The following is a 25,387-nucleotide window of genomic DNA, read 5'->3' on the forward strand; positions in this document are numbered from 1 at the left end:
ACCGCGCGACTCCCTGGGGCCGCGTGGCCAAGAGCGCTTCGCAACCTTAGGTCTTGGGGCGCGGTGAGTTCGGATACCAATAGGTCACGTGGCAGGACTCGCAGCGATCGTCGAGCGTGCCGCCCAGCTTCATCACGGCATCGACGTCGTGCCGGTCGATCGCCCGGACCATGTCGATCGCAACATCGCGCGTGGCCGTCGCGAACTGGTCGAACTGCGCCGGGTTGGCGCGAATTGCCGCCTCGATTTGTGCCGGGGCCTGCTCGCCCAGTCCGGGGCGGGTGCCGGTGGGAGCGGCATGGCGCCCATCGAGCATGACCAGGTTCATTGCCTCTGCAAGAGTCACTGCGTGGCGGCGCACCGCCTGCCATTCCTCATCGCTGCGCGGCTGGTGGTGATCGACGCCGCTGGCCGTGGTGATCGTGCCTACCGCGTCCCACACCCCGTCAGCAGCGGGATCGACGGTGGAATCCATCAGTTCCTTGATCGAAACCACCGGCTGGATCGCGGCCGTACCCAATGTCGCCGCGCCCTTTGCCGTCCCGTTCGCGGTGTGGCTTGCAGCTTGGTCATCCCGCTGCCCGCTGCAGGCACAGGCGAGCAGCGCCAGCGCCGCAACTGACAGCATTCCCTGGCCCAACCGTCCGGCCCGTTTCACCCCGTCTATCACTTTCAATTCCTTCCTGCAGCGTATTGCCTGTCACCGCGATAGGGCAGGAGTGCAGCACGGCCGCGCGTGAAACGGTTGGGTTACGGTCACAGCAACGGGGGCAGGGCGCTGTCGGCCGCGACTATCAGGCGCGATCACCGCGCAAATGGCGCGCGGCGCCCCGCTGCGCGGGCCACCTGGTTACAGGTCCATGCAATCGTTGTCGTAACCGAAGGCCATCGCGCCAACGTTGCGGGCATAGGGATAGGGATTGTTGGCAACATGTGCGCGGGCGCAATGGATGTCGAGGAACGCGCGCTGTACCTGATTGCCAGCGTAGATGGCCTTGCCGCCCGAAAACAGCATGAGCTGGTCGATCGCGGTAACGCAGCGGCTGACCATGGCGGTGGTGTGGTGGCCCAGTTCGGCGCGCCGTTCGATCGGCCAGTCGCCGCTGAGCGATCGCGCGTCAAGCTCGGCCAGGTCGCTGGCGAGGCGCAGTTCCAGGTCGTTGAGGATCAGCTTCACTTCGGCCACGGCTTGCTGGATGGTGGTATCGGCCGCCAGGCGCGCACCCGAATAGGTGGCGCGTTTCTCGCGCGTGGCCCGCACGAAGATGTCGAGCGCGCGGCGCAGCGAACCGATCGACGTGGTCGAGACGGTGCGGTTGAACACCTGCGCGAAGGGAATGCGATAGAGCGGGCCGGGGTTGGCGGCATGGCCTGGGCAGTTCATCGCAAACATGTCTCGCTCACGGATCACGCGGTGCGCGGGCACGAATGCATCTTCGATCACGATGTCGTTGCTGCCTGTGGGGCACAGGCCCATCGTGTGCCAGGTATCGACGATCTGATAATCGGTGCGCGGCACCAGAAAGTTGTAGGGCTCGGGCGTGCCGTCTCCGTCGGGGGCGACCATGTTGGCGCCCAGGATCACCCAATCGCAGTGTTGCGATCCGCTGGAGAACTGCCAGCGCCCGCTGAAGCGGTAGCCACCTTCCACCGGCACGGCCTTGCCGGTTGGCATATAGGATGAACTGATCAGTACCGAGGGGTCCTTGCCCCAGACATCGTCTGCTGCCTGCGGATCGAACAGCGCCATCTGCCAGTTGTGCACGGCCACCACGCCATAGACCCACGCACTGCCCATGCAGCCTTCGGCCAGCGTCTTGGCAATCGTGCAATAGACTGCCGGCGAGAGTTCGAAGCCGCCGTACTTGCGCGGTTGCAGCACCTTGAAGAACCCGGCATCCTTGAAATCGCGGATCGTTTCGGCCGAAACTTGGCGGGCCGCAATCGCCTCCACCTCGCGCTCGCGCAAAACCGGCACCATGTCGCGTGCGCGCTGGACCAGCATGGCGGCAAGGTCATGCGCTTCGCGGGCGGCATCCATATGGGGGGCAACTGTAACGCTCATGACCGCTCTCTCCATTGGGGCTGTCGTGGGCCAGAACCGGCCTGATTCGACTTATGAGTTACAATAATTGTCGATTCGAGGTTATTTTCTCGATTGCGCAACAATGTCGCATATCTGCGATGAAGGTCAACCTTCCCGTTCGGTCAGGGCCATAGCAGGGGCTAAATTACCGACGCTGCGGGGATTCCCATGCGTGGAGGGGGCATTATAGACTGTTCCTTGAACGCAACAATAATAGGCTATTGCCATATACTGTAAACCGTGAGACACAAAGTCGCAGCAGGAACAACATTTGCGCGCGCACTCTAAAAGGAGGCGTGGATCGCTATGGGGAGTAGCAGTACCATGATCCGCCGTGACCATGCCGCGCGTCGCGTGGCCTATCTTCTTGCGTCGACGATGGCCGCAGCACCTGCACTGGCCATTGGCCAGCAGGCCGCCGACCCAGCCGCAGGGGCCGCCGCTGCGCCGGCAGCGCAAGCCAACGCCGGGGGGCTTGCTTCTGAAATTCTCGTGACCGCCAACAAGCGCAGCGAAAGTGTGCAGAAGGTGGCGATCTCGGTCAGCGCGTTTTCCGGCGAACAGGTCAAGCGCCTCGGTATCACCGACACCACCCAGATCACCCAGCAGATCCCCGCGCTGCGTGTCAACGCCTGGTCGCCCAACCTGACGATCTTCAGTCTGCGCGGCATCTCGCAGAACAATTTCACCGACAACCTAGAGGCTCCGGTCGCGGTCTACCAGGACAACGCCTATATCGCCTCGATGAACGCCGTGGCAGGGCAACTGTTCGACATCAAACGCGTCGAAGTGCTGCGCGGCCCCCAGGGGACGCTGTTCGGGCGCAACGCCACCGGTGGCCTGATCCATTACCTCAGCGAGGATGCCAGCCAGGACGCGCTCAACGGCTACGTCCAGGGCGAATACGGCAAGTTCAACGATCGCTCGCTCGAAGGCGCCATCGGGGCGCAGATCGTGCCGGGCGTACGTTTCCGCGCGGCGGGTCGGGTCGAAAAGGCCGATGGCTACATCAAGTCGCGCAGCACGGATGCTACCGCGTTGGGTCTCGGCGTGTTGCCGGGCAGCGGGCAGGACCTCGGCGGCAAGAACGGCTGGGCCGCACGCCTCAACCTGCAGGTCGATCTTGCCCCCAAGGCCACGCTCAGCCTGTGGTACAAGCATTCCGAAGACAATCATGTCGCCACGGGCGGTTATGTCTTCGAGAACTGCGTCTATCTTGCCAACGGCTATTGCGACACCAACGCCGCTGGCCTTAGCGACAGCCGCAATGGGGTCATCAACGGCGTCACCTCGGCCCCGGCCTCGCCGTGGGAACACTTCGGCAACCGCAAGGGTGATCTCAACCGCGTAACCAACAGCTACCAGGGCCAGCTCGACTGGGACCTGGGCGGCGTCAGTCTCACCGCGATCACCAACTACCTGACGATGAACAAGGTCTATGCCGAAGACGGCGATGCCACGCCGCTCGATGTCGTCAACGTCGATACGCGCGTGCGCTTCCACCAGTTCTCGCAGGAATTGCGCTTCTCAGGCCATACCGGGCTGCTCAAGTGGCAGGCGGGCGGTTATTACCTCGACATGAAATACGACGGCGTCCACGGCGTTACAGGGGTGCCGATGATTTCACTGGCCGAGCAAGCCAACGGCGGCTTTTCGTTCCCGACGGTCGACCAGTTCTATGTGCTGCGCTCCAAGAACTGGTCGCTGTTCGCGCAGGGTGACCTGCAACTGACCGACAAGTTTTCGGTCACGATCGGCGGGCGCTATTCCAAGGACCACAAGGCGATCGACTATACCGCGGTCCTGATCGACCCGACATACGCCCCGCAGCCCGACCCGCGCGTGTTGTTCACCGATCGTGACCTGGCGGCCGTGGTGCCGGGCGTCAACCGCATCAACTATGGCGACTGGGCTGCCCGCGTCTCGCTCAATTACCAGGCCACGCCCGACACGCTGTTGTTCGCGTCGTGGAATCGCGGCATCAAGGGTGGCAACTGGTCGCTGTCCTCGACGATCACCCCGCAAGATTTCCAGCATCGTCCCGAGACGCTCAACAGCCTCGAAGCCGGCTTCAAGACCAGCCTGCTCGGCCGCACGCTGCGCGTCAACGGCACGGTCTACCACTACTTCTACGAAGACTATCAGGCCTTCTCGCTGGCTGGCGGCGTGCCCCATGTTTACAACAGCAATGCCCATGCGACCGGGGCCGAACTGGAGTCGTTCTGGTCACCCTCGCGCCATGTCGATGGCGTGTTCGGCGCTACGTGGGAAACCTCGTCGGTCGACAGCATTCCTGGCACCGGCACCCAGTTTGGCCCGGTGCTGTTCCCCGGTGCGCCGGATTCGCAGTATTGCAAGAACCTGGGCAATGTGTTCCGCTGCGATTTCCCGCAGGCCGATATCAAGAATGCCAAGCTGCCCAATGCGCCGCGCTTCAGCTTCAATTACCTGCTGCGCTACAACCACGATATCGGCAGCGGCAACCTCGCCGTGCAGATCGACGGGGTGTGGTACGACAAGCAGTTCCTCGAGGTGACCAACGGCCTTGGCTCTTTGCAGCCTTCGTACAACATCACCAATGCCTCGCTGACCTGGCGCGACACGAGCACCGGCATCTCGCTGACTGCCTGGGGGCGCAACGTGTTCAACAAGGCCTATCGTGCCTATGCGCTCAACCTTGGCATTTTGGGCGTGACATCGATCTATGGCCCGCCGGTGACTTATGGCGCCACGCTGCGGGTGCCGTTAGGCAAATGAGGCGGCGCAGCGGCGACATGCGCGGGGCTATGCTGGCACTTGGCCTGATGTGTAGCCTGGCATGCGGCGCGCTTGCGGCCCTTGCTCCCACGGCAAGGGCCGCCCCCGCCGTTGCGCCGCTGCCCACCCCCGCATCGGCCACTGCGCCAGAGGCGGCGGCGATTACCCTGCCCGAGGCCATCCCGGTGCCCGACAGCGGCGCGCTGCCACTGTCCTCGGCGCGGCGACCTGGCCCCGAGCATGCCGATCTTGCTGCAGCAGGGTATGAAGAGGCGGAATACTACCTCGTAGGCAAGGCCCCGGCGATCGACGCCGATGGCCATGTGCGCGTGGCGGCGGCGCCCTATATTACGCGCATCCTGGTGCGCCGCCCGGCTGACCCTGCGCGCTTCAACGGCACGGTGGTGATCGAGCCTTTCAGCTGGTTCGGCGCGCGTGCAGCCGGATGGATACTGACCCGCGCCTATCTCATGCGGCGCGGCTATGCCTTCGTCGCCTACACCCTCGACATCAATGCCCCGCCTGCCGATCCCAAGTTCCCGCCGGTGCCGGGCGAGGTGGGCAATTCCGATCAGGCGCAGTACGGCGGCATCGTGAACCTCGAGTTCATGCGACGCTTCGACTATGCACGCTATGCGCCGCTCGGCAGCTATTATGATCCGCAGCGGTTCCTGCGTGGTGGTGCGCCCGATCCGTTCCTGCCCCAGGCGCAGGGTATCGGTGCCGAACTGGCCCTGCTGCTGCGCACGCCGTCTGCTGCCGGGCCCATGGCGGGATTGGCGGTCCGCCGTGTCTATGTCGACAGTTGGGCGGTGCAGGCGCAGGTCTGGTTCGACTATCTCGACCAGGGGCGCCACCAGCAGTGGCGCCGACCCGATGGCGGGCCGCTGATCGATGCCTACATGACCGGGCGGTTTTCCTATGGCGAAGTGGCTGGTGCGCCGCGCCGCATCCCGCGCGGATTACCCGACGACGTTCCTTTCGTGACTGTCTACAGCCAGTCCGAGACCGTACACGATGCGATCGAGCACATTGCACTGCCGCCGGACAGCGACCGGCCGATGTTGCGCTATGTCGAGGTGATGGGGACGCCGCACCTGCGTGCCGCCGATCTCGGCACTGGCGAGGTGGAGCCGCTGCCCAACCAGCGCGGCCATGGCAACGACCCACGCTGCCAGGCGATCTATGACGAGCCGGCCGAGTTGCCGTTCTCGACGCTGCTCGATGCGATGGACCGCTGGGTGCGTACCGGCGCGCCGATGCCGCGCTATCCCCGCGTGGTGCGCACCAGTAACGGCGTGCGACGTGATCCGCGCACCCAGGCAATCGTGGGCGGCATGCGGCCGCCGTGGATCACCGTGCCGGCATTCGAATACTGGACCGACTTTGAGACTGGCTGCGGCACGGTCTACGACAGCAAGCGGGCCTTTTCTCCCGCGCTGATGCGCAAGCTCTACGGCTCCTACGCGCGCTATGCCCGCCGTTTTGCCGCCGCCACCCGCGCCGCAGCGGCCGCGGGCATCATCTTGCCGGAAGATGCCGCAGGTCTCGTTCCCCCCGCCGGGCCGGAAGCCTTCGGGCCCTCTGGCCCGTCGCCCCGTTGAGGCTCTTTCTCCTGGACCAACGCAATGGCCAGCGTGCGCCACGGGACGCGATCGCGGATATTGCAGCGTATGAGCACGCGCATCCGCGTGGCTTACCAGTTACGAAGCAGTGGCGTATCTTCGTGTCGCCGAAAAATCGCACAAGTGAACGATGGCATGGCTATTTGATATATCGTTCTCGTTCATCAGTCTTCGCCTGGCTTTCCTCAATCGGATCGACTGCCACGCCGGGAAAAGTGGGATGTATCTGCAAATCCCCAAGAGCGAATATCGCCTGCAGTTGGTCAACGCGCCAAACGACGACGAGGATGCCAAAGCGCCCTCCAGTAAGCCCAGGCAGCCGGCAACGTGGAAATTTGTCTGGATCGTTCTCTGCTTAGGCCTGGCGCTCCTTATAGCGTGATCTCGGCCATGGGGGACTCGGCTTTGTCGCAGATGATCAGGCTCGCGTCGGACGCCCGCCAACTCGATCTGCTGTCACGCGAAACACATGGCGCAAATTCGTTCGAGGCCCTCTACCAAGTGCGCACGGCGGGAGGATTGGTGTTCGACACGAACCTCGTCATCGCGCGGGCGTTGCAGCCCGCCGGAACAGCGCGGAATACGACTTGAGATCAAAAATTTACTGGTCTCGCTTTGTCTTGTCCCAGATGCGCCGAGCATCGATCGGCCGCGCGATCAGCAGGCTGCTGCTATATTCGCGATTGAACATGGTACGAACTTGGTAGAGCGATGAATCGGGCTTTATCACGCGGCAGTTTCCGGACTCTCAGTCGGGCAAACCCATCGACGATGCAGGCGGTCGGTATCGTCCGATCATGCACTCGGCTGCTTCCGGCGGTCATCATAGCCGTGTGAATAGCGCGGGCCGTAGCTGGGGTGTGGCGGCGGCCACAGGGGAGAATGCCGCCGCCACAATGGCCATGCGCGCAACCGTGATGGCTTTGCGCATGGTCATCTGCATCACTTGGTGTTGTTTATGATGTCGCGGTGCATCGGGGCGAGCGCCGCGATCAGCCGGTTCTGGGCGTTGAAGGGAATGTGGCGCTTGTTCATCGCCACCTGCAATTCCTCTACCAGCGCATAGAAGCTGCCTTCGGAAACATTCATGCCGCGATGGGCCTCGGCCATGGTCCGCCCGTCATAGGTGCAAGGGCCGTGCATGATCACGCAGAACTGCTTGACCAGCAGATCCTTGATCCGGGCCTGATCGGCATTAGCAAAGAACGGCCGCGTGCGCGGATTGGCCAGCCAACGGTTCATGGCATCATCCATCAGCGCGGTCAGGCCTTCCTTGCCGCCAAACGTTTCATAGAGGTGCTCGTTCTGGGTGATGACCGGCAGGGTCGGATAGTGCGGCTTGACCGCCGGGTCAGCCACGGGCGGTTCGGCAGCAGCAGGTTGAGCGGCCATCAGGCCGGCGGCGAGAAGCATGGTGATCATCGGGAATGTCTCCGGAAGAATGGCAGCGTCAGAAGCCGACTTGCAGCGAAAGATAGGCGGCGTGCTGGTTCTTGAGCGCAATATGGCCAAGATCGACGTACGCCGCCGTCAGCGACAGGTTGCGGCCCAGGGCATAGGCACCAAAGATGTCGTAGGCGGCGTCCTCGCGGAAGGAATCCCCGCCCAGCGCGCCTTGCAGGCGGTTTGATTTGGTGCGCACTTCGGCGCCGAAGGCCAGCTTGCGGGTAAGCAGATACGCCGCCGAGGCTTCGAAGGTCGGCTTGTAGGCCTGGTCCTTGCCGCCAAGCCCGCCGAAGCCGAGAATGCCGTACTGGTTGGCCTTGGTCAGCCGCACGGTGGTGTTGACGAGCAGGTTCTTGTCCAGGAACAGCTTGGTGGCGGCGATGTAGAAATCGGTGCTTGATCGGCGCAGGCCAAGCGCGCCGCCCACCACGGTCTTGTCGTCATTGACCTTGTGCTGCACGCCCACCGAGATTTGCGGCACCAGCGTGTTCTGATCGAGCACTGCATCGCCGATCAGGCGGACCTTGGCGCCGATGATCGTCTGGCTGATGATGAAATCGTTGCCCAACCCGAGCGCCTTGCCGACATCGCGCAAATGGAAATTCTGCCGGCCGAGCGAAATCTCCAACCGGTTCTTGATGTTGGCCGAGGCGCCGAAGGCGACCAGCGCGAAATCCTCGGATTTTACGCCGGTGACGTAGGACTGGATGCCGAACTCGTCGCGCGTGCCATAGCCACCGATCAGCGCCCAGGGCACCAGGCCGCCGCCGCCGGCACCCTCGATCGTGGAGACGCCGCCGGTCAGCAGCAGGCGCCCGCCATTGCGAAATGGCACCAGCTCGTGCGACGCGTCGCCGGGCGATTGGGTATCGCCGCCACCGCTATCGGCAGGTGCGGCGGTCTCGGCATCGCCGGGTGCTTGCTCGGCAAACGCGGGGGCGCTGAGCGCGCAGAGAGCCGCTCCCGCCAGAGCCGCCATCGCGACCCGCGGAATATCGTTGAACCTCATGTTGTTCTACTCCACTGAAAATGCAGGATCATCCGTCCCGCGTTGCATCAGATACGGCGTGTGCGTGTTTGTGTTCGGTAGGATGGGTGCGCGCGTTGTTGGCCCCGGTGTGCCGTCGGGTTTGGGGGAAACGCGCACGTTTCCCCCGCCCCGTGATGCCCGCCTGGTGTGCGACCCTCAGGGCAACAGCACGGCGTCAATGACGTGGATCACGCCATTGCTTTGGTTGACGTCGGGAATGGTGACGGTGGCCATGCCGCCCTTGCTGTCGGTGATCATCAGCTTGCGGCCCATGGCGGTCACGGTCAGATCCTCGCCCTGTACGGTCTTGAGCATCGCCTTGCCATGGCCTTGCATCACCTTCCGGCGCAGCGCCATCGCGCTGAGCTTGCCGGGCACGACATGGTAGGTCAGCACCGCGGTCAGCTGGTTCTTGTTTTCCGGCTTGAGCAACGTGGGCACGGTGTCTGCCGGCAGCTTGGCAAAGGCCGCATCGGTGGGGGCAAACACGGTGAACGGCCCAGGCCCTTGCAGCGTATCGACCAACCCGGCGGCCTTCACAGCCGCGACCAGGGTGGTGTGGTCCTTGGAATTGACCGCGTTCTGGATGATGTTCTTGGTGGGATACATCGGCGCTCCACCGACGGTGACCGGCGCGGCTGCGGCATAGAGAGCGGTCGCGCCGATGGGCAGCGTGCTGGCAGCAACAAGGGTGGTGAGGATCTTGAAAAGCTTCATGATCTTGTTCCTTTTGGGTTTCCGCACAACCACAGGCAATGCGGACGAATGCTGCATTCATTTCGGCAGGCGCAGGGATAGTGGATGGCTTCCTGCCCCCGCCGATGCCGCAGCTACGCAAGGGGCCCGACGCTTGGATGCACGCCCGGTAAAAAATTTTTTCGGGCAGGGCGGATTTTGCGCTGATGGCGCGCGCAGCGACGCTGCGAACCGGATCGCGCCCGTTTCACTCCTGTCAGGCTAGCGGGCGCGCAACTGTCGGTGCGCTCTCGCCTCTGTCATGCGCTCAGATTGTCTCGATCGTGCCGGTGGCGACGACGGGCCCGGTCGGCAGTGGACCAGGCGCGCCGCCCATCGGCTCGATGCTGATCGCCAGCGTCTGCCCCGGCGCGAGCGCGCGTTGTGGCACCGTTTCGAGTGCCTGGCCGCCCGTTCGCTGCAACACGCCGAGCGAACGCGGCGTGCCCGAAGCATCGATCACCCACGCCTGCGCGTCATGCTGGTCGGGAATGGGCAGCGCGCCGGTGACATGCAGCCGTCCGGGCTTGATCCGCGCCAGCAGCGTGGCATGCGCCGCAGGGACATCGAGCGCAGCCACCAGGACCCTATCGCCGGTTGTATTGTCGACGGTGGCGGGACGGAGCAATACCAGGGCCAGCGCAGCCGCCGCGCCAAGGCCCAGCGCGCCAAACCCGATGGCAGCCGCGCGCCAGCGCGCCACTGCCCGCTGCGACATGCTTGCCAGAGTGCCGCCGCCCTGCGCGCGAACGGCCTGCTGCACGCGGCCGGCCAAGGCGGCTGGAGGCTCCACAGCAGGTCCGCGCACGGAAACCGCGGCAAAGTGATCGCGCCACAGTTCCACTTCGCGGGCAAACGCCGGTTCGGCAATCAGCCTGCGCCGGGCGGCGGCCAAGGCATCGCCTTCCAGCACGCCGAGCGCCAGCTCGCCAGCCAGCACCACATCCTCTTCGGACAGTACGGGATCAGTCCTCGGCATGGAGGCACTCCTTCAGCCGGGCAAGACTCCGCCGGATCCAGCTTTTCATCGTGCCCAGCGGCACGGCCATGGTGGTTGCCAGTTGCGCATAAGTCAGCCCGTGGAAAAAGGCCGCGCGGATGGCGCCAGACTGCGGCTCGCCCAACCGCTCGACGCACAGGTGCAGGCGGGCATCGCCTTCCGCTTCGATCAGGGCGGCTTCTGCCAGCGTGGCACAGTCGGCCATCTCGGGGACCATGTCGATCGCGACTGGCGCAACACGGGGCTGGCGGCGCACGGCGTCGATCGCCCGGTTGCGCGCAATCGTCGCCATCCAGGTGATCGGGCTGGCCCGGCCCGGATCGAACGCGCCGGCACGGCGCCAGATGGTCAGGTAGACATCAACCAATACGTCCTCCGCGATCCCCCGATCAGGGCAGATACGCAGGACCACGCCGAATAGTTTCGCGCTGGTGCGGCGATAGAGTTCCGAGAAGCTCGGCTCGTCGCCTTCCGCCGCAGCCAGCAGAAGGGCGACCAATTCGGAACGCGGCAGAGCATCTGGTGCGGGGGAGGGCGGCATAGGACCGCTGGTCTAGCCGTTGAATGGCAGTGGACGCAACCGTGGCAAACAGGGAGGGGGCGGCGATCGCATTCGCGCGCCAAGTTCCCGCCCGCATTTGCCCGGTGGCCGATCGGATCGCGCCTATTGATCCATTCGCGGCGCCAGAATTTCCACCTCGCGGGTGAACAGGAAATAGCTGTAATCGCGGTGGAACAGCCCGCTGGCCAGCACGCTGCGTTCGTAGCGGCGGAAATTGGCCAGCGCGCCTTCCGGCGCCCAGATCGATACGAGCAGGGCCAGCGGTGGCTGATCTCCCCCGCCAAAATGGGCCGCCATCGCCGCGCCTGGCCCGCTGTCCTGCGGGTCGGAACGCGTCAGCCCACAGATCGCCGTGGCAAAGGCGGGGGCAGCAGCCAGCCCGGCTTCGTGCGCGGCCTGCCATCCTGCTTGGGCTTCGGCCGCGACCACGCCTTCGGCGCAAGTCAGCAGCATCATGATCTTCACCATGTTCGCGGCCGGGGCAGCCGGCGGCGGGACCAGTACGGTTTCGATGGTCAGCAAGGCCTGGTTGGTCGGCAATTCGGCAAAGTGCGCACCGTCCGGCGCAATCACGGTTCGGTTGTATTCGGCCGAAAAGGTTTCCGCCATGGCCTGGGGGCTGGTGAAGTAGAGTTCGGTTACGCTGTCGCGATGGAAAACGCCGACATGATCGGGCCGATCGCCTGACCCATAGGCCCCGTCGAACGCATGGTTCTGGACATAGCGGTGGAGTTGCAAGGGGTTGTCCGTTGCCAGCTTGCCGTGGACCTGCTCGATATAGGCGAGGTATTCGGCATGCGTCATGCCCGGCTTGCGCCGGACGGCGGCAACGATCTTGAGCATCCTACTCTCCCTTGAACTGGTATTTCGCCGCTTGGCGCCGGGCCCGACCTTGCCACGCCGGCCTCGGGAGTAAAGCCGCTAGCGGCGATAGGTCCATATTTATTCCATCAATGCGAAGATTGGTTCGTGTTTATACACACATTGATGGCATCGATAATGCGCTATGCGTATCTTTCGTTTTTCGCCGCCTGCGATGCTGAGTAGGTTTGCCGGCACAATGTCAGGAAAAACGCGGGTGAGCAGGAAGCCGGTCGGGCCGCTCTGGCGCAGCGGGCGCGGCGCGCCGCGTGCGACAGCATAAACGACAGGCGTTTGCAAATGGCGGAACAATGACATGCGCATCGGGGGCAGCCCGAGCACGATAAAAGCCAAAAAACAGTCACGGAGAGGGAGGAAAACATGAAGCAGGGCATTCGTTCGGGCGCTTCAGCGCTGGCGATGATGGCCATGGCCGCGATGCCGCAGGTCTCGCATGCCGATGAGGCGGGCCAGCAATCTGGCACTGTCGGGCTCGAGGAAATCGTCGTGACCGCGCAGCGCAAGGCGGAGAGCGCGCAAAAGGCCGCGATCGCGATCAGCGTGGTTACGGCAGAAGCGTTGACGAAGGCGGGCGTTAACAGCGCGGCCACTCTCAATTCCGTGGCGCCTTCGCTGACCGTTGCCCAGGGTGGCGGCGCGACCACCAGCTATTTCGTGCGCGGCGTGGGCAATTTCACGAACAATGCCTACAGCGATCCGGCTGTCGCCTTTAACTATGACGGTGTCTACATCGGCCGCCCGACGTCGACCGGCAGCGCATTTTTCGACCTTGAGCGGATCGAAGTGCTCAAGGGCCCGCAAGGCACGCTGTACGGCCGCAATGCGACTGGCGGCGCGGTCAATGTGCTTCCCGCCAAGCCGGTGATCGGCAAGCTGATGGGCGCGGCCTCGCTGGGCTATGGCAACTTCAATGCCATCGACGGCGATGCCATGATCAACGTGCCGGTGGGCGACAACACGGCGGTCCGGCTGGCGGGCAAGGTCGTTGACAGCAAGGGCTACTATTCCGACGGCACGGGCAATACCAAGTCGCAGGCCCTGCGCGCGCAAATCCTGACGCAGCCCAGCGCGGCAGTGTCTCTCAGGTTAGCGGCGGACTGGGCGCACAACGGCGGCATGGGCGTGGGGGCCACGTATGATGGCCTGCTGAATTTCACGCCGGGTGCACCGGCTTCGGCCAATGCACCGGCCAATTACACGTATGTTCCTGCAAATCTGGGGGCATGGTCGGGCCTGCTGTCTCCCAAGGCCAGCGCATTTTTTGCAAACACCGTGATCGGCGGGTCGTTCATCTCTCCTGCACCGCTCGACAAGCCGTTCATCAACGATACCAACTGGGGCGTTGAAGGCGAAGCCAACCTCGACACCAGCATCGGCAAGGTGACAACACTGCTGGCCTATCGCAAATCGACCCTGGACGACCTGTTCAACGGGGCGCCCAGTTTCCGCGGGGCACGAACCAAGGAAAACAGCCATCAGTTCAGCGCCGAAGTGCGGCTTGCGGGCAAGCCGATCGGCCCGGTCGAATGGCTGATCGGCGGATTTTTCTATGACGAAAACGTCCAGGGCAATAGCACCTACAACCAGTATCTGGTGAGTTCCATCCAGAGCTACACCATCGGCACCAAGTCCTATGCCGGGTTTGGGCGGCTGGTGTTCCACGCCACCGACCATTTCCGCCTGGTTGCCGGTGGGCGCTATACGCGTGACGAAAAGCGCATCGATGGCCTGGCCAATACCCTGCTGGACCTGTGCACCAACGCGCCGCCGCCTGCCGGGAATGGCTGCTTTGGCGGCCCATCGGTGCCGACCGGCCTGACGCTGGCAGATATCGCCGCCCAGATCCCTGCGTCGCAATTGCCGGCGGGCTTCCCCACTGCGCCGGGTGATGTGCGTCCGTTCGGCAATGCCGGCAACATCCTGACTTATGCCCCGGTTGCGGTGAACAAGCCGCTCAACAACAACCGCTTCACCTATCGCCTGGCCGCAGAATACGATGTCGGGCCGCAATCGCTGGCCTATCTCAGCTACGAGACCGGCTATCGTTCTGGCGGCTTTGCCCTGGCCAAGGGGCGTGAAACCTATGCGCCGGAATTCATCGATGCCTACACCGCTGGCATCAAGAACCGGCTCATGGGCAATCGCCTGCAAATCAACGTCGAGGCGTTCCTGTGGAAGTACCGCAACCAGCAGGTTTCACACTTCGGCTTCGGCAGCGATGGCCTGACGACCTATTTCACCACCAACGTCGGCAAGTCGACGATCAAGGGCGTGGACATCGATTTCCAGTTCAAGGCGACGCCGACCACGCTGCTTTTGGGTGACGTTCAATATGTCGACAACACACTGGACCAGTTCACCTACAACGTGCCGCGTGGCGGTACCTCGCTACCGCCGGCGGTAGGGTGCCCCTACGCCCCCGGCACCGAGGGTGGCCTGCCGGTCTACACGATTGACTGCAGCGGCAAGCCGGGGCTGAACTCGCCGCGCTGGTCGCTGAATGGCGGCATTCGCCAGGATGTCCCGCTGGGTGATTACACCCTGCAACTGTCGCTCGATGGCCGCTATCGCTCCAACCGGGTGATCGGCTTTGAATATCTCGCCCAGCACAACTCCGGCGACGATTTCACCGCTGATGCCTCGATCGCGTTCGGCCCGCAGGACCAGCGCTGGCAACTGACCGCGTGGGTCCGCAATCTGACCGACAACAACGTCCGCATACTGACGCAATACAACAACAACGTCGGCGGTGTGATCGCCACGTCCTATGCGCCGCCCCGCACCTATGGTGCGCGCGCATCGGCGAAGTTCTAAAGCTCAAAGCCGGGGAAGGGCGATCCTTTCCCGGCGCCCGGATGGCATACCACGCATGGCCAAACCATGCTTGGCAACGCCGGGCATCAAGACTTTCTGAATAGACTGCAGCCTCCCGACAAGGAACGTACTATGCCCAAGCAATTGAAAACCCTTGTCGTCGGTGGCGGCGTTGGCGGCATGGCCACCGCGATTGCCTTTGCCCAGCACGGCATCGTGGTCGATCTGGTGGATATCGATCCGCAGTGGAAGGTGCTGGGCGCCGGCATCACCATCACCGGGCCTACGCTGCGCGCGTTCAAGGCGCTCGACCTGCTGGACGAAGTGAGCACGGCTGCGGCCTTTTCCAAGAAGGTCGGGCTCTATACCCAGGCCGGTGATTTGATTGCCGAGCACGCGATGCCGCCGCTGGCCGCCGACCTTCCCGCCGCCGGTGGTATCTTGCGCCCGGTGCTGCACAACATCATGTCGAGCCGCACCCGCGCGGTGGGCACCGATGTGCGGCTGGGGGCGACGGTGGCATCGTTCACGCAGGATGCCGATGGCGTGGACGTGGTGTTCACCGATGGGGCAACCGGGCGCTATGACCTGGTGGTTGGGGCCGATGGCGCGTTTTCTGCCATGCGCGGGCTGCTGTTTCCCGATGCACCGCGCCCGCAATTCACCGGGCAGGGGTGCTGGCGCGTGCTGGCCGATCGGCCGGCGTGGCTGGACAGTGGCCGCATGTATTACGGCCCAGACCGCAAGGCCGGCGTGACGCCATGCTCGGCCGATAAGATGTACCTGTTCTGCAACACGCCGATGCCCGGCAACCCGCGGGTGGGTGCCGAGGAAGGGATCGCGATGCTGCGCGAGATTCTGGCCGGCTTTGGCGGCGTGATCGCCACCGTGCGCGACGATCTGGGGCCCGACAGCGCGTTCAACTATCGCCCGCTCGAGGCAATGCTGCTGCCGCGCCCCTGGGCTGTGGGCCGGGTGGGCCTGATCGGCGATGCTGCGCACGCGACCACGCCCCATCTAGCATCGGGCGCCGGTCTGGCGGTGGAAGACGGGTTGGTTCTGGCGTACGAAATGCTTGCGGCGGACAGCGTTGCGGCCGGGTGGCACGCATTTGCAGAGCGCCGCTGGGAACGCAGCCGGCTGGTGGTGCAAACCAGCGTGCGGCTGGGCCAGATGGAGATCGACCGCGCCCCGTCTGCAGAGCAGACGCAGGTGTTCGGGGCCGCTGTTGCCGCGCTGGCGGAGCCGATCTGAACAGGGGAGGTGGTTCGGCAAGGCGCGACGCGTTAGTAGGCTTGGCGCAAAATGATGAAAAACGACCGGGAGATGTTCTATGCGGTTCGAGCGGCTCGATCTTAACCTGCTCGTGGCGCTCGATGCCCTGCTCACTGAACGCAGCGTGACGCTGGCGGCAGAGCGCCTGTGCCTGTCCCAGTCTGCCGCCTCCAGTTCCCTGGCGCGGCTGCGCGACTATTTCGGCGACGAGCTCATGGTGGTGCGTGGCCGCCAGATGACCCTGACCGTGCGTGGCGAGGAACTGCGCGAGCCGGTCCGCGCCGTGCTTGAGCAGATCCGCAACACGATCACGGTCGCTCCTGAATTCAACCCGTTGACCTGCGACCGCCAGATAAAGGTCGTGGGCTCGGACTATGTCACGCAGGTCCTGCTGGCCGACGTGCTGTGCGATCTCGAAACATCGGCACCCAACATGCGGGTGGACATTCTCCCCCTGCATGATGCCCCGCACGAGGTGATCGAGCGGCAGCAGGCCGATCTCCTCGTCTCGCTCGACTATGCGCTGAGCCCTGATCACCCCAGTTGCCTGCTGTTCGAGGACGATCACGTGATGATTGGCTGGGACGAAAATCCCTTCATGCACAGCGAGATAACGCGCCAGTCCTACTTTGATGTGGGCCACGCCGTCGCCCGCTTCGGGCGCATGCGGGTGCCGGCTTTCGAGGACAGCTTCATGTCGCGGATGAAGCTGGCGCGCCGGGTGGAGGTGGTTGCGCCGACGTTTCTGGTGCTTCCCAAGCTGGTGGTCGGCACCAGGCGGGTGGCGACAGTGATGCGCCGGCTGGCCGAGCAGATGGCGCAGAGCGAGGCGATCGTGCTGCGTGAGTTGCCCTTCGTGATGCCGCCCATTCGCGAGATGCTGCAATGGCATGTCGCCAGCGGCAACGACCTGGCACTGAACTGGCTGGTGGAACGCATCCGGCTGATGGCATCGCGCGATCCTGCCAAGGCGCACCTTGCCGCAAGCAGCTCCGGACGCACCGCGTCGGGCTGATATCGCGAAAATTACCACATGGGAGCGGTGTGCGGCGGCGCACGACCTCGGCTTACCTATTTCGAATCAATTTATAAATTGACACGTTTCATTGACATAATTAGAGCACCCAAAAAGGCAATTCAGCCCGGTGCATCTTCGCAGGAGTCGTGTGTGAGCCTCAAAACCTTGATCCTGACCGATGCGGACGTGGGCGCCGCGTTTGACTGGGCTGCGGCCATTGCGGCGCTGCGTGACGCCTATGGCGTGGATGTGACCGATGCGCAGTTTCCCCCACGCTCGATGGCCCGTGGACAGGGCCTGTGGCTGCGCACCCTTTCTGGGGTGATGCCGGGGCAGAAGTACCTGGGGGCTAAGATGATCGCCGCCTCACCGCGCAATTCCTGTGCCTCTTACCTGATCCCGCTGTTCGACGGCGCGACGATGGCGCTTGAGGCGCTGATGGACGCTGCCTCGATCACGGGCCTGCGAACGGCGGCGACATCGGCGCTAGCCGCGCGCGAGCTACTCGATAAGCCGCAGCCCCGGGTTGCCGTGATCGGATCGGGCTTCGAAGCGCGCACCCATCTTGAAGCCCTGGCGCACTCCGGCCCGATCGGGGCAGTAGAGGTTTTCAGTCCGCGCGAAAGCAGCCGCGCTGCCTTTTGCGCGGCCCTGGGAGACAAGGGCGTTGCCGTAACAGCGGCCCACAGCGCGCAGGCGGCGGTGCAATCGGCCGACCTGGTGATCTGCGCGGCGCGTTCGCGCGATGAAAGCCCGACCTTGCGCGGCGCCTGGCTGCGTCCGGGGATGACCGTGGTGTCGATCGGATCGACCCTGCCGGAACAGCGCGAACTCGATCCCGAAGCTATCGAACGGGCCGATCTGATCGTGGCCGACATGGTCGAGGAAGTGGCGCACGACACGGGCGACATGATCGCGGCGAGCGCTGCCGGCGTTGCCTTTGCCGACAAGCTCGCCAGCCTGTCGGCCGTCGTGTCGGGCGCCCGCCCCGGGCGCACGTCACCCGATCAGATCATGCTCTACAAGTCGGTCGGCGCGGCGATCCAGGACCTGACCGTTGCCGCCATGTGCGTCGAACGCGCGCGGGCACTGGGCCTTGGCACCGAAATTCCGGCTCCTATTCAACCCGTTAACAAGGGGAAGTGAGATCATGCCCAGCTACACCAAGAGCGAAGCCCGCGCCTGGGCGCGCGAAAAGATGCTTGGCGTTGCCAACGTCACCATCCCGACGATGACCAACGACTTTGCCGGCCTGAATGAAAAGGCCGCGCGCCACGATATCGAGACGACCATTGCGCATGGCTTTGTCGGCACGCTGGCCTGTTCGGAAGTGGCCGTGACCATGGCCGAATACCAGCGCTTTGTCGAAGTGATGGTAGAGCAGTCTGCCGGGCGGATCTTCGTGGTCCACCACGCCGTGTTCAACACGCTGGAGGACAACATTGCGGCGGCAAAGCTGGCCCAGGCCGCGGGGGCGGAGCTGATCCTGCTGGGCTATCCGCCCTATTTCTTCCCCAAATCGCTCGACGATATCTATGCCTATACCAAGGCGTTCTGCGATGCGACCGATCTGGCGGTCATGCTCTTCCCGATCCCGACCTGGGGTTTTTCGCGCCTGAGCCCGACCGACATGCCGATCGAACTGCTGCGCCGCCTGGTGGACGATTGCCCCAACGTGGTATCGATCAAGGCCGAGGGTGGGGCGCCGTTCATCATGGGCGCGATCGAGGCGCAGCGCGCGTTCGGCGACGAAGTGGTGATCTCCTATCCGCTTGAGCATGAGTTCGTGCCGCTGGCCCAACTGATCGACGTGCCGTTTTGCGGCACCAACTTCTCGGCCTATTTCGGGCCCTGGCTGCCCAAGGTGTTCCAGCTTATCCGCGAAAAGCGCTTTGACGAGGCGACGGCCGAATTTCACCGTGTCGATCCTGCGCGTCGTGCGTTTGCCGGGGTTCCCCAGGCTGGGAATGGCCTGATCAACCGCATGATGTGGAAGTATGAAGCCTGGTTGCAGGGCTATAACGGTGGCCCGCTGCGCCATCCCACGGCGCGGGTTTACCAGCGCGACATGACCGCGCTGCGCCGTGGGCAGGAAGCCGCTGGCCTCAATCCGACTACCGATGCCGACGAGCTGTTCTTCATCGGCCGCAACCCCTGCTGAAAGGCGTAACCATGGAACAACCGACCCCGCTTGCGCTGAACGACCCGTCGCTACTTCGGCAGGCGATGCTGATCGATGGCGAATGGGTGCAGGCCGACGATGGCGCAACGTTCGATGTGCGCAATCCGGCGACCGACGCGCTCATCGCCCGCGTGCCCAAGGCTGGCGCGCAGGAAACGCGCCGTGCCATCGCGGCCGCTGCATCGGCCCTGCCGGCCTGGCGGGGGCTGCTGGCCAAGGAACGCGGCGCAATCCTGCGCAACCTGTTCGACCTGATGATCGAGAATATCGATGATCTTGCTCTGCTGATTACGTCCGAGCAAGGCAAACCGCTGAGCGAGGGGCGCGGCGAGGTGCTCTATGCCGCCAGCTTTATCGAGTGGTTTTCCGAAGAGGCGAAGCGCGTCAACGGCGCGATCATTCCGCAGAACATGCAGGGCCGGCGCATTCTGGTGCAAAAGGCGCCGGTGGGCGTGTTTGCCGCCATCACGCCGTGGAATTTCCCCGCGGCGATGTTGACGCGTAAGGCCGGGCCAGGCTGGGCCGCAGGCTGCACCGGGGTGATCAAGCCCGCCAGCCAGACCCCGTTGACCACGCTGGCGCTGGCCGTGCTGGCCGAGCGCGCGGGACTGCCCAAGGGTGTGTGCAACGTGGTGACCGGGTCTGCCGGGGCAATCGGGGGCGAGATCACTGCCAACCCCACCGTGCGCAAGCTGTCGTTCACCGGATCGACCGAGATCGGCGCGTTGCTGCTGCAACAATGCGCGCCGACCATCAAGCGCACCAGCATGGAACTGGGCGGGAATGCGCCGTTCATCGTGTTCGACGATGCCGACCTGGACGTGGCGGTCAAGGCGGCGCTGGTCGCCAAGTATCGCAACAGTGGCCAATCGTGCATCGGCGCGAACCGCTTTCTGGTCCAGGCCGGCGTCCACGATGCGTTCGCCCGGCGTCTGGCGGAGGAGACCACCAAGCTCAAGGTGGCGGAAGGCACCCAGCCGGATGCGGCGATCGGCCCGCTGATCGACGCGGCCGCGCTCGCCAAGGTGGAGGAGCATATCGCCGATGCGGTGGCCAAGGGCGCCAGCGTGGCGGCGGGTGGCCGGCGCCACGCGCTGGGCGGCAATTTCTTCGAGCCGACGGTCCTGGTGAATGTGCCGCACGATGCGCAGATCTTTGGTGAGGAAACCTTTGGCCCGGTAGCGCCGGTGTTCCGCTTTGAAACCGAGGAACAGGCGATTGCCCTCGCCAACGATACCCCGTTCGGTCTTGCCGCCTATGTCTGTGCGCGCGATGCCGGGCGGATCTTCCGCGTGGTCGAAGGGCTGGAATTCGGGATGGTCGGCGTCAACGAAGGCCTGATCTCTACCGAGGTGGCCCCGTTCGGCGGGGTCAAGGCATCGGGGCTCGGGCGCGAGGGCTCCCAGGTCGGTATCGAGGAATACCTCGAAACCAAGTACGTGGCCCTGGGCGGGATTTGACAGCTGCCGCCCGCGCCTTTCCCGCGCCCGTGCTATTGATCGGCACGGGCGCATACCGCATGGGAGAGGCGTGGCGAAAGCAGCGACAGCGATGGGGAGTGCAGGGTGATCAAGGACGATCTGGTCCGTCTCAGGGCCCTTCTCGACCAGACGGTGGAGCGCGGCGAAGATCGCTTGCCGCCCGAGCCGAAGCTTAGCGACGAACTCGGCATCTCGCGCGGGCGGTTGCGTACCTTGCTCAAGCGGTTGGAAAGTGAAGGCGAGATCTGGCGCCATGTTGGCAAGGGCACCTTTGTTGGCCCGCGCAAGCTGATCGACAGCAATCCCGTTGCCGTCTCGTTCAGCGTCGATGATATCCTTCAGGCACGAACCGCGCTCGAGCCGCAACTCGCCGCGCTGGCCGCCATTCACAGCACCCCGGAGGACGTGGCAGAGATGGACGCCTGCCTTGCGGAGATGAAGCTCGCCCCATCCATGCTCCACTGGAAGCGACTGGACGAGCGGTTGCACCGCGCCATCGCGCAGGCGACCCGCAACAATCTGCTGCTCACGCTGTATGACACGCTGCGCACGCAAATGAAGTTCACGCTCGATAGCCGTATCGACCAGGTGTTTGGCGCCGAGCCGGGACCCAAGGCGGATACCGACAGCGAGCACGCCCAAGTGGTCGACGCGATCCGCCGGCACGACCCCGCTGGCGCCGAGACCTTGATGCGCGAGCACCTGTTCCAGCTGCGTGGCAAGCTATTCGGTTTGCGCTGAGGGGCGATACGCCCCCCAGCGCAACGGTCGATGTGTTCAGAGATGGATACCTGACTTGCCCGGGGCGATGATGCCGTTGGGATCGAGCGCGCGCTTCAGCGTGCGGTTGACGTTCATCCGCACTGGACCCTGCAGGGCCGCTGCCGCGTCCATGAAGGCGATGTTGGTGCGATAGATGCCGTAGCCGCGCTTGCCGAACTCGCTCATCAGGCGGGCAAAGCAATCGTGGGCGCGCTTCCGTTCATCGGGCGAAGACCTGTCGAACAGCAGGTCCATCACCGCGATCATGTTGCGCTGCTGCACCATGAAGCCGCCAAGGTAATCGAAGCCGAACTCGGCAAGGATCTGTTTGCCCAGCGTGATGATCGCGGTTGCGTCGGCACCGGTGGCGCGGGCAACCGGCGCGAACCAGGCCGATCCGCCGCCGCCGCGCCAGTTGTAGAGCCCGAATTCGTCGAGATCGAGTTCGCCGGCCATCAGCCGCTTGGCATGCTGCCAGGTGGGCTCGTCGACCAGTTCGCGGTCTGTCAGCAGCATCGCGCCGCTCTTGGCATAGGCCTGCTCTATCAGCGCCCAGTCTGCAGCGACCTGCGCCGCCGAGCCATAGAGCGCGGCCTGCATCACCCAGATGCCGAGATGATGATCCCGCGTGAATTGCGTGATCCATTCGTCGGTGACTGAGCCTTCGCCGGGAAAGATGTCGGCACGCCGGGCTTTCATCGCGATCATGTAGAGCACGTGACCCACGACTGGTGTGTTGCGGATGACCCCGCGCAAGCTCAGGTCACGGGCAATCTCTACCGCGCGGGGCAGATCGCCGTGGTTGGGGAACGAGACCAGGAACGGCTTGTAAACCTCGGGCCGCGGCATCAGGCCCAGGCCCATCTTGGTAACCACGCCAAAGTTCGACTGGCTGAAAATCCCGTCGAGATAGGGACCATAGCCATAGCGGTTGGTCTGCCAGCTTTTGGCGCCCGCGATCGAGCCCATGCCGGTCCGCAGGATATCACCATTGGCAAGGACGACTTCCATGCCGCAGGCGTGGGCGAAATGATCGCCATAGGGGGTATAGCCGATGCCGCGTTCCAGGATCTGGCCCACAGGGCCAACGATCGGGCCGGGGGCGGGCACGTCGATCCAATAGGGCAGGTCTTGCGCCTTGAGATGATCGAGCAGCGCGCGATAGGTCACGCCCGGTTCGACCAAGGCGGTGCCCAGTTCGCCATCGACCTCGATGATGCGGTTCAACCGCCTGAGATCGAGCACAACCGTTCCGCGCATGGCCGGCGCGGCGGTGCCATAGCCGAAGTTCTTGCCGGTGGAGACCGGCCAGACTGGAATCCGGTGCCGGTTGCAGATCGCCAGAATGGCCTGGATTTCGGGAACCGATGCCGGCGCGCTCGCTGCCGAGGGCGCATGGTCTGCATCCTCGCCAGGGATCATGATCTTGGTGTAGGGCGCCAGGCGTTCTTCTTCGACGAACACATTGTCCTCGCCGATCGCCTTTCGGAACTCGGCGATGCCGGCCATGAAGCTGCGGCGATCGTGCCCTGGTGGAAGGACCGGCCTGGAGGAATCGACGGTCATCGCGAAATCTCCATTGCGCCTGCCAACAGCGAGCGGCCGGCGAGCGTTGCAGGTGAGGGCAGTTGCGGCGCGAAACCCAACGCCCTGTGCAGGGGAAGTGCAGCCTGGGGCGCCTGGAAGATATCGGCCGCCCGTTCCAGTTCCAGGTACTGGTGCGCCCCGGTATTGCGCAGGGCCACTTGCACCAGCAGGTGCGAGGAACTGGCGAGCAGGCTGAGAAACGCACCGTGCGGCCGCGCCAGTCGATCGGCGATCAGCGTCATCATGGTCTCGGGCTGTGTTGCCACCACGATTTCGGCCGGGCTGCCGGCCTGCTGGGCAAAGGCGCTGGCAAGCGATTGCAGCCAGGCCTGCGCCGCAGGTGCGTCGGTAAGGAGCAACAAGCCTGGTGTGGGCGGGGCGGCCATGGCCAGTGCGCTAGTGCTGGCTGCTGCCATGGCCGCGCCGGTGGTAGCGAGAAAGGCGCGGCGGCCAAGCGGAAGGGTCACTTGCTTTGCTCCAGCATGGCCGAGACGGCGGCAAGCTCTGCATCGCTGATTTCGGTGGGGCGAAATGCTGGCATGGCAAGCCCGCCATGCCGCACCATCAGGCGCACCATGGCGGGATCCAGCCCACGGTGCGTGATGGCCGGGCCAACGCCATGGTCGTGGCAATAGGCGCAGGTGCGCGCATAGACCTGCACGCCCACCGGATCGCCTGCGCGGACCAGGGCGGAAACCACCGGAACGCCGCGATCAGCGGGCGCGGGAACCTGGCTGTTGCCGGGCGCACCGAACAAGACCAGGCCAGCGGCAGCCCAGGCCGGTGTCCCGATCAGCGCCAGCGTGCGCGCCATGGGCAGCCGCTGCCGCGCAGGGCGAAGGCGGGTCTCTTTCATGCTTGGCCTCCCCCATCGGATGGTATTTTGGCTAGCGCTCCGGTGATGTAGGCGCGGCGCGATCTCGTTGTTGCGGCGTCATAACGCTGCGCCACATGCGAGGTCGAATGACTAAGCGTGAGGTCGCGCTATCGACCGCGTCGATGGCCGGCGCGCTTCAGCCTGCGCGTTCGGCATTGACCATGGCCTGCACCAGCCGGCGCCCCTGGATGGCGGCCTGATCGGCCGATACGCTGAATTCCACCGCCTGATCATGATCGATGGCGCAGCGCGCCATCTGCTGGGTCGCCTCGACCATGGCGATGTCTTCGCCAAAGACGATGTCGGCCATGCCCCGGGTCGCTTCCACGTCGAACGGCTCGCCATGATCGCGGGCCATCGCCCAGTAATAGTGCGAGCGGGCGATCGACACCGGGGTGGTAAGGTGAACCATGCGGAGCGAGAAATGCGCCAGCCCGCCGTCTTCGGGTGCGGGATCGTGGATCGCGACCTCGGCGTGGTGCGCGCCGGGTGAAAGCTGGGTGCCGCGCGTGGTGCGATTGGCCAGCTTGCCAATCGGCTTGCCTGCCGGAACGGCATAGACCGGAGCGAGCGGCTCCATGTCGTGCACCTGAACATAGCCGACGCGGCCGTCGCCCATCTCCACCTCTGGCGCGCGGTCCCACCCGCTGACCTGCAGCGAGTTTTTGTGCAGGAACGCGAAATGGGTGAGATCGAGGACGTTTTCCTTGAGCTGCATATAGTTGCCGTTAACCGACTTGTAGCCCCAGACGGTGTGCCAGGCAGGATCGGAAAGGTAGGCAAGGTCTGCCGGGATAAGGTTGGGATCGGCCTTTTCCACCTCTCCGGTCCAGATCCACACAAAGCCATAGCGCTCCACCGCCGGGAACGCGCGCACGCGAATGGCCGGTGGGGTGGTGGCCTGGCTGGGTACGCGGACGCACTGCCCGGATGGCGCGAACTGAAAGCCATGGTAGGGGCAGACAAGATCCGCGCCTTCGACATGGCCAAGATGCAGCGGTGCCCAGCGATGGGGGCAGCGGTTGTCCAGGGCCGAGACCACGCCCGCCTCGCTGCGATAGAGCGCAACCGGCATTTCGAGGATCCAGCGCAGGATCGGCTTGTCCGTCACCTCGCTGCCATGCGCGGCGACCCACCAGCTGTTGTTCGGCCAATTGCGCTCTGGTCCGGTGGTGCTGATGCCGTCACGCACGGGTTCGGGTGCGGTGGCGCTCGCATCGTCCATGATCTTCTCCCGTTTTGCTGTTGCAGACATCTTGGGTGTGCGT

Annotated in this window: 23 protein-coding genes; 10 read left to right on the forward strand and 13 right to left on the reverse strand. The window is 64.3% G+C overall.

Going from position 1 to position 25,387, the window contains the following annotated elements:
- Positions 1-46 precede the first annotated feature (46 nt).
- A complete protein-coding gene (locus tag FHW97_RS05080) occupies positions 47-628 on the reverse strand; it encodes a cytochrome c (RefSeq protein WP_171798271.1) in 582 nt (193 codons plus the stop codon).
- A gap of 222 nt (positions 629-850) precedes the next feature.
- The gene (locus FHW97_RS05085) at positions 851-2,065 is read right to left on the reverse strand and encodes an acyl-CoA dehydrogenase family protein (RefSeq protein WP_253941609.1); all 1,215 of its coding nucleotides are present in this window, start codon (positions 2,063-2,065) and stop codon (positions 851-853) included.
- Positions 2,066-2,410: 345 nt separating this feature from the next.
- On the opposite strand from FHW97_RS05085, the gene FHW97_RS05090 reads away from it, so the two are divergent.
- The 3 genes from FHW97_RS05090 (at position 2,411) to FHW97_RS05100 (ending at position 7,059) form a co-directional block, all read left to right on the forward strand.
- Complete coding sequence (locus FHW97_RS05090) at positions 2,411-4,843, forward strand: TonB-dependent receptor (RefSeq protein WP_253941610.1); 2,433 nt, start codon at positions 2,411-2,413, stop codon at positions 4,841-4,843.
- Positions 4,840-6,447: an alpha/beta hydrolase domain-containing protein gene (locus tag FHW97_RS05095; RefSeq protein WP_253941611.1), complete on the forward strand. Its 1,608-nt coding sequence runs from the start codon at positions 4,840-4,842 to the stop codon at positions 6,445-6,447. The genes FHW97_RS05090 and FHW97_RS05095 overlap by 4 nt, the downstream gene beginning before the upstream one ends.
- A 426-nt stretch (positions 6,448-6,873) precedes the next feature.
- Positions 6,874-7,059, forward strand: coding sequence for a hypothetical protein (locus tag FHW97_RS05100; RefSeq protein ID WP_171798272.1), 186 nt, complete (start codon positions 6,874-6,876; stop codon positions 7,057-7,059).
- Between the two features lie 351 nt (positions 7,060-7,410).
- On the opposite strand, the gene FHW97_RS05105 is transcribed toward FHW97_RS05100, so the two are convergent.
- The 7 genes from FHW97_RS05105 to FHW97_RS05135 form a co-directional block, all read right to left on the reverse strand.
- Entirely contained in the window at positions 7,411-7,890 is a 480-nt protein-coding gene (locus tag FHW97_RS05105; protein ID WP_054130404.1) for a group 1 truncated hemoglobin, read from the reverse strand.
- Between the two features lie 28 nt (positions 7,891-7,918).
- Complete coding sequence (locus FHW97_RS05110; protein ID WP_171798273.1) at positions 7,919-8,923, reverse strand: DUF3034 family protein; 1,005 nt, start codon at positions 8,921-8,923, stop codon at positions 7,919-7,921.
- Positions 8,924-9,100: 177 nt separating this feature from the next.
- Complete coding sequence (locus FHW97_RS05115; RefSeq protein ID WP_107716606.1) at positions 9,101-9,661, reverse strand: fasciclin domain-containing protein; 561 nt, start codon at positions 9,659-9,661, stop codon at positions 9,101-9,103.
- Between the two features lie 286 nt (positions 9,662-9,947).
- Complete coding sequence (locus FHW97_RS05120) at positions 9,948-10,658, reverse strand: anti-sigma factor domain-containing protein (RefSeq protein WP_062785810.1); 711 nt, start codon at positions 10,656-10,658, stop codon at positions 9,948-9,950.
- The gene (locus tag FHW97_RS05125) at positions 10,645-11,178 is read right to left on the reverse strand and encodes a sigma-70 family RNA polymerase sigma factor (RefSeq protein ID WP_253941612.1); all 534 of its coding nucleotides are present in this window, start codon (positions 11,176-11,178) and stop codon (positions 10,645-10,647) included. Before FHW97_RS05125 ends, FHW97_RS05120 begins: the two co-directional genes overlap by 14 nt.
- Positions 11,179-11,343: 165 nt before the next feature.
- The gene (locus FHW97_RS05130; protein WP_171798275.1) at positions 11,344-12,084 is read right to left on the reverse strand and encodes an EthD domain-containing protein; all 741 of its coding nucleotides are present in this window, start codon (positions 12,082-12,084) and stop codon (positions 11,344-11,346) included.
- 99 nt (positions 12,085-12,183) lie between these two features.
- Positions 12,184-12,444: a hypothetical protein gene (locus FHW97_RS05135; RefSeq protein ID WP_171798276.1), complete on the reverse strand. Its 261-nt coding sequence runs from the start codon at positions 12,442-12,444 to the stop codon at positions 12,184-12,186.
- 39 nt (positions 12,445-12,483) lie between these two features.
- On the opposite strand from FHW97_RS05135, the gene FHW97_RS05140 reads away from it, so the two are divergent.
- From FHW97_RS05140 to FHW97_RS05170, 7 genes are all read left to right on the forward strand, one after another.
- On the forward strand, positions 12,484-14,937 hold the full coding sequence (locus tag FHW97_RS05140; RefSeq protein ID WP_171798277.1) for a TonB-dependent receptor: 2,454 nt from the start codon (positions 12,484-12,486) through the stop codon (positions 14,935-14,937).
- Positions 14,938-15,069: 132 nt separating this feature from the next.
- A complete protein-coding gene (locus FHW97_RS05145; protein ID WP_171798278.1) occupies positions 15,070-16,191 on the forward strand; it encodes an FAD-dependent monooxygenase in 1,122 nt (373 codons plus the stop codon).
- 79 nt (positions 16,192-16,270) lie between these two features.
- Positions 16,271-17,227 carry a LysR family transcriptional regulator gene (locus tag FHW97_RS05150; RefSeq protein WP_171798279.1) on the forward strand — a complete coding sequence of 319 codons (957 nt, stop codon included), beginning with the start codon at positions 16,271-16,273 and terminating at the stop codon, positions 17,225-17,227.
- Positions 17,228-17,380: 153 nt separating this feature from the next.
- Positions 17,381-18,376: an ornithine cyclodeaminase family protein gene (locus FHW97_RS05155; RefSeq protein WP_216647663.1), complete on the forward strand. Its 996-nt coding sequence runs from the start codon at positions 17,381-17,383 to the stop codon at positions 18,374-18,376.
- Between the two features lie 4 nt (positions 18,377-18,380).
- Positions 18,381-19,391, forward strand: coding sequence for a dihydrodipicolinate synthase family protein (locus tag FHW97_RS05160; RefSeq protein WP_107716600.1), 1,011 nt, complete (start codon positions 18,381-18,383; stop codon positions 19,389-19,391).
- A gap of 11 nt (positions 19,392-19,402) precedes the next feature.
- The gene (locus FHW97_RS05165) at positions 19,403-20,872 is read left to right on the forward strand and encodes an NAD-dependent succinate-semialdehyde dehydrogenase (protein WP_171798281.1); all 1,470 of its coding nucleotides are present in this window, start codon (positions 19,403-19,405) and stop codon (positions 20,870-20,872) included.
- A gap of 105 nt (positions 20,873-20,977) precedes the next feature.
- The gene (locus tag FHW97_RS05170; protein ID WP_022677560.1) at positions 20,978-21,634 is read left to right on the forward strand and encodes a FadR/GntR family transcriptional regulator; all 657 of its coding nucleotides are present in this window, start codon (positions 20,978-20,980) and stop codon (positions 21,632-21,634) included.
- Positions 21,635-21,670: 36 nt separating this feature from the next.
- Here FHW97_RS05170 and FHW97_RS05175 read toward each other — a convergent pair whose 3' ends face one another.
- The 4 genes from FHW97_RS05175 to FHW97_RS05190 all read right to left on the reverse strand — a co-directional run bounded on the left by FHW97_RS05175 (position 21,671) and on the right by FHW97_RS05190 (position 25,344).
- Positions 21,671-23,221 carry an FAD-binding oxidoreductase gene (locus FHW97_RS05175; protein ID WP_171798282.1) on the reverse strand — a complete coding sequence of 517 codons (1,551 nt, stop codon included), beginning with the start codon at positions 23,219-23,221 and terminating at the stop codon, positions 21,671-21,673.
- Positions 23,218-23,709: a hypothetical protein gene (locus tag FHW97_RS05180; protein WP_171798283.1), complete on the reverse strand. Its 492-nt coding sequence runs from the start codon at positions 23,707-23,709 to the stop codon at positions 23,218-23,220. Before FHW97_RS05180 ends, FHW97_RS05175 begins: the two co-directional genes overlap by 4 nt.
- Complete coding sequence (locus FHW97_RS05185) at positions 23,706-24,098, reverse strand: cytochrome c (RefSeq protein ID WP_216647664.1); 393 nt, start codon at positions 24,096-24,098, stop codon at positions 23,706-23,708. Before FHW97_RS05185 ends, FHW97_RS05180 begins: the two co-directional genes overlap by 4 nt.
- Positions 24,099-24,255: 157 nt before the next feature.
- A complete protein-coding gene (locus FHW97_RS05190) occupies positions 24,256-25,344 on the reverse strand; it encodes an aromatic ring-hydroxylating dioxygenase subunit alpha (RefSeq protein ID WP_171798284.1) in 1,089 nt (362 codons plus the stop codon).
- Positions 25,345-25,387 lie beyond the last annotated feature (43 nt).

It is taken from the genome of Novosphingobium sp. SG754, from assembly GCF_013149315.1.
Lineage (GTDB): Bacteria > Pseudomonadota > Alphaproteobacteria > Sphingomonadales > Sphingomonadaceae > Novosphingobium > Novosphingobium capsulatum.

Excerpts from the sequence above, each read along its gene's own strand:
- FHW97_RS05080 (WP_171798271.1), bottom strand. The coding sequence starts at position 628 with ATGCTGTCAGTTGCGGCGCTGGCGCTGCTCGCCTGTGCCTGCAGCGGG.
- FHW97_RS05085 (WP_253941609.1), bottom strand. The coding sequence starts at position 2,065 with ATGAGCGTTACAGTTGCCCCCCATATGGATGCCGCCCGCGAAGCGCAT.
- FHW97_RS05090 (WP_253941610.1), top strand. The coding sequence starts at position 2,411 with ATGATCCGCCGTGACCATGCCGCGCGTCGCGTGGCCTATCTTCTTGCG.
- FHW97_RS05095 (WP_253941611.1), top strand. The coding sequence starts at position 4,840 with ATGAGGCGGCGCAGCGGCGACATGCGCGGGGCTATGCTGGCACTTGGC.
- FHW97_RS05105 (WP_054130404.1), bottom strand. The coding sequence starts at position 7,890 with ATGATCACCATGCTTCTCGCCGCCGGCCTGATGGCCGCTCAACCTGCT.
- FHW97_RS05110 (WP_171798273.1), bottom strand. The coding sequence starts at position 8,923 with ATGAGGTTCAACGATATTCCGCGGGTCGCGATGGCGGCTCTGGCGGGA.
- FHW97_RS05115 (WP_107716606.1), bottom strand. The coding sequence starts at position 9,661 with ATGAAGCTTTTCAAGATCCTCACCACCCTTGTTGCTGCCAGCACGCTG.
- FHW97_RS05120 (WP_062785810.1), bottom strand. The coding sequence starts at position 10,658 with ATGCCGAGGACTGATCCCGTACTGTCCGAAGAGGATGTGGTGCTGGCT.
- FHW97_RS05130 (WP_171798275.1), bottom strand. The coding sequence starts at position 12,084 with ATGCTCAAGATCGTTGCCGCCGTCCGGCGCAAGCCGGGCATGACGCAT.
- FHW97_RS05140 (WP_171798277.1), top strand. The coding sequence starts at position 12,484 with ATGAAGCAGGGCATTCGTTCGGGCGCTTCAGCGCTGGCGATGATGGCC.
- FHW97_RS05145 (WP_171798278.1), top strand. The coding sequence starts at position 15,070 with ATGCCCAAGCAATTGAAAACCCTTGTCGTCGGTGGCGGCGTTGGCGGC.
- FHW97_RS05150 (WP_171798279.1), top strand. The coding sequence starts at position 16,271 with ATGCGGTTCGAGCGGCTCGATCTTAACCTGCTCGTGGCGCTCGATGCC.
- FHW97_RS05160 (WP_107716600.1), top strand. The coding sequence starts at position 18,381 with ATGCCCAGCTACACCAAGAGCGAAGCCCGCGCCTGGGCGCGCGAAAAG.
- FHW97_RS05165 (WP_171798281.1), top strand. The coding sequence starts at position 19,403 with ATGGAACAACCGACCCCGCTTGCGCTGAACGACCCGTCGCTACTTCGG.
- FHW97_RS05175 (WP_171798282.1), bottom strand. The coding sequence starts at position 23,221 with ATGACCGTCGATTCCTCCAGGCCGGTCCTTCCACCAGGGCACGATCGC.
- FHW97_RS05185 (WP_216647664.1), bottom strand. The coding sequence starts at position 24,098 with ATGAAAGAGACCCGCCTTCGCCCTGCGCGGCAGCGGCTGCCCATGGCG.
- FHW97_RS05190 (WP_171798284.1), bottom strand. The coding sequence starts at position 25,344 with ATGGACGATGCGAGCGCCACCGCACCCGAACCCGTGCGTGACGGCATC.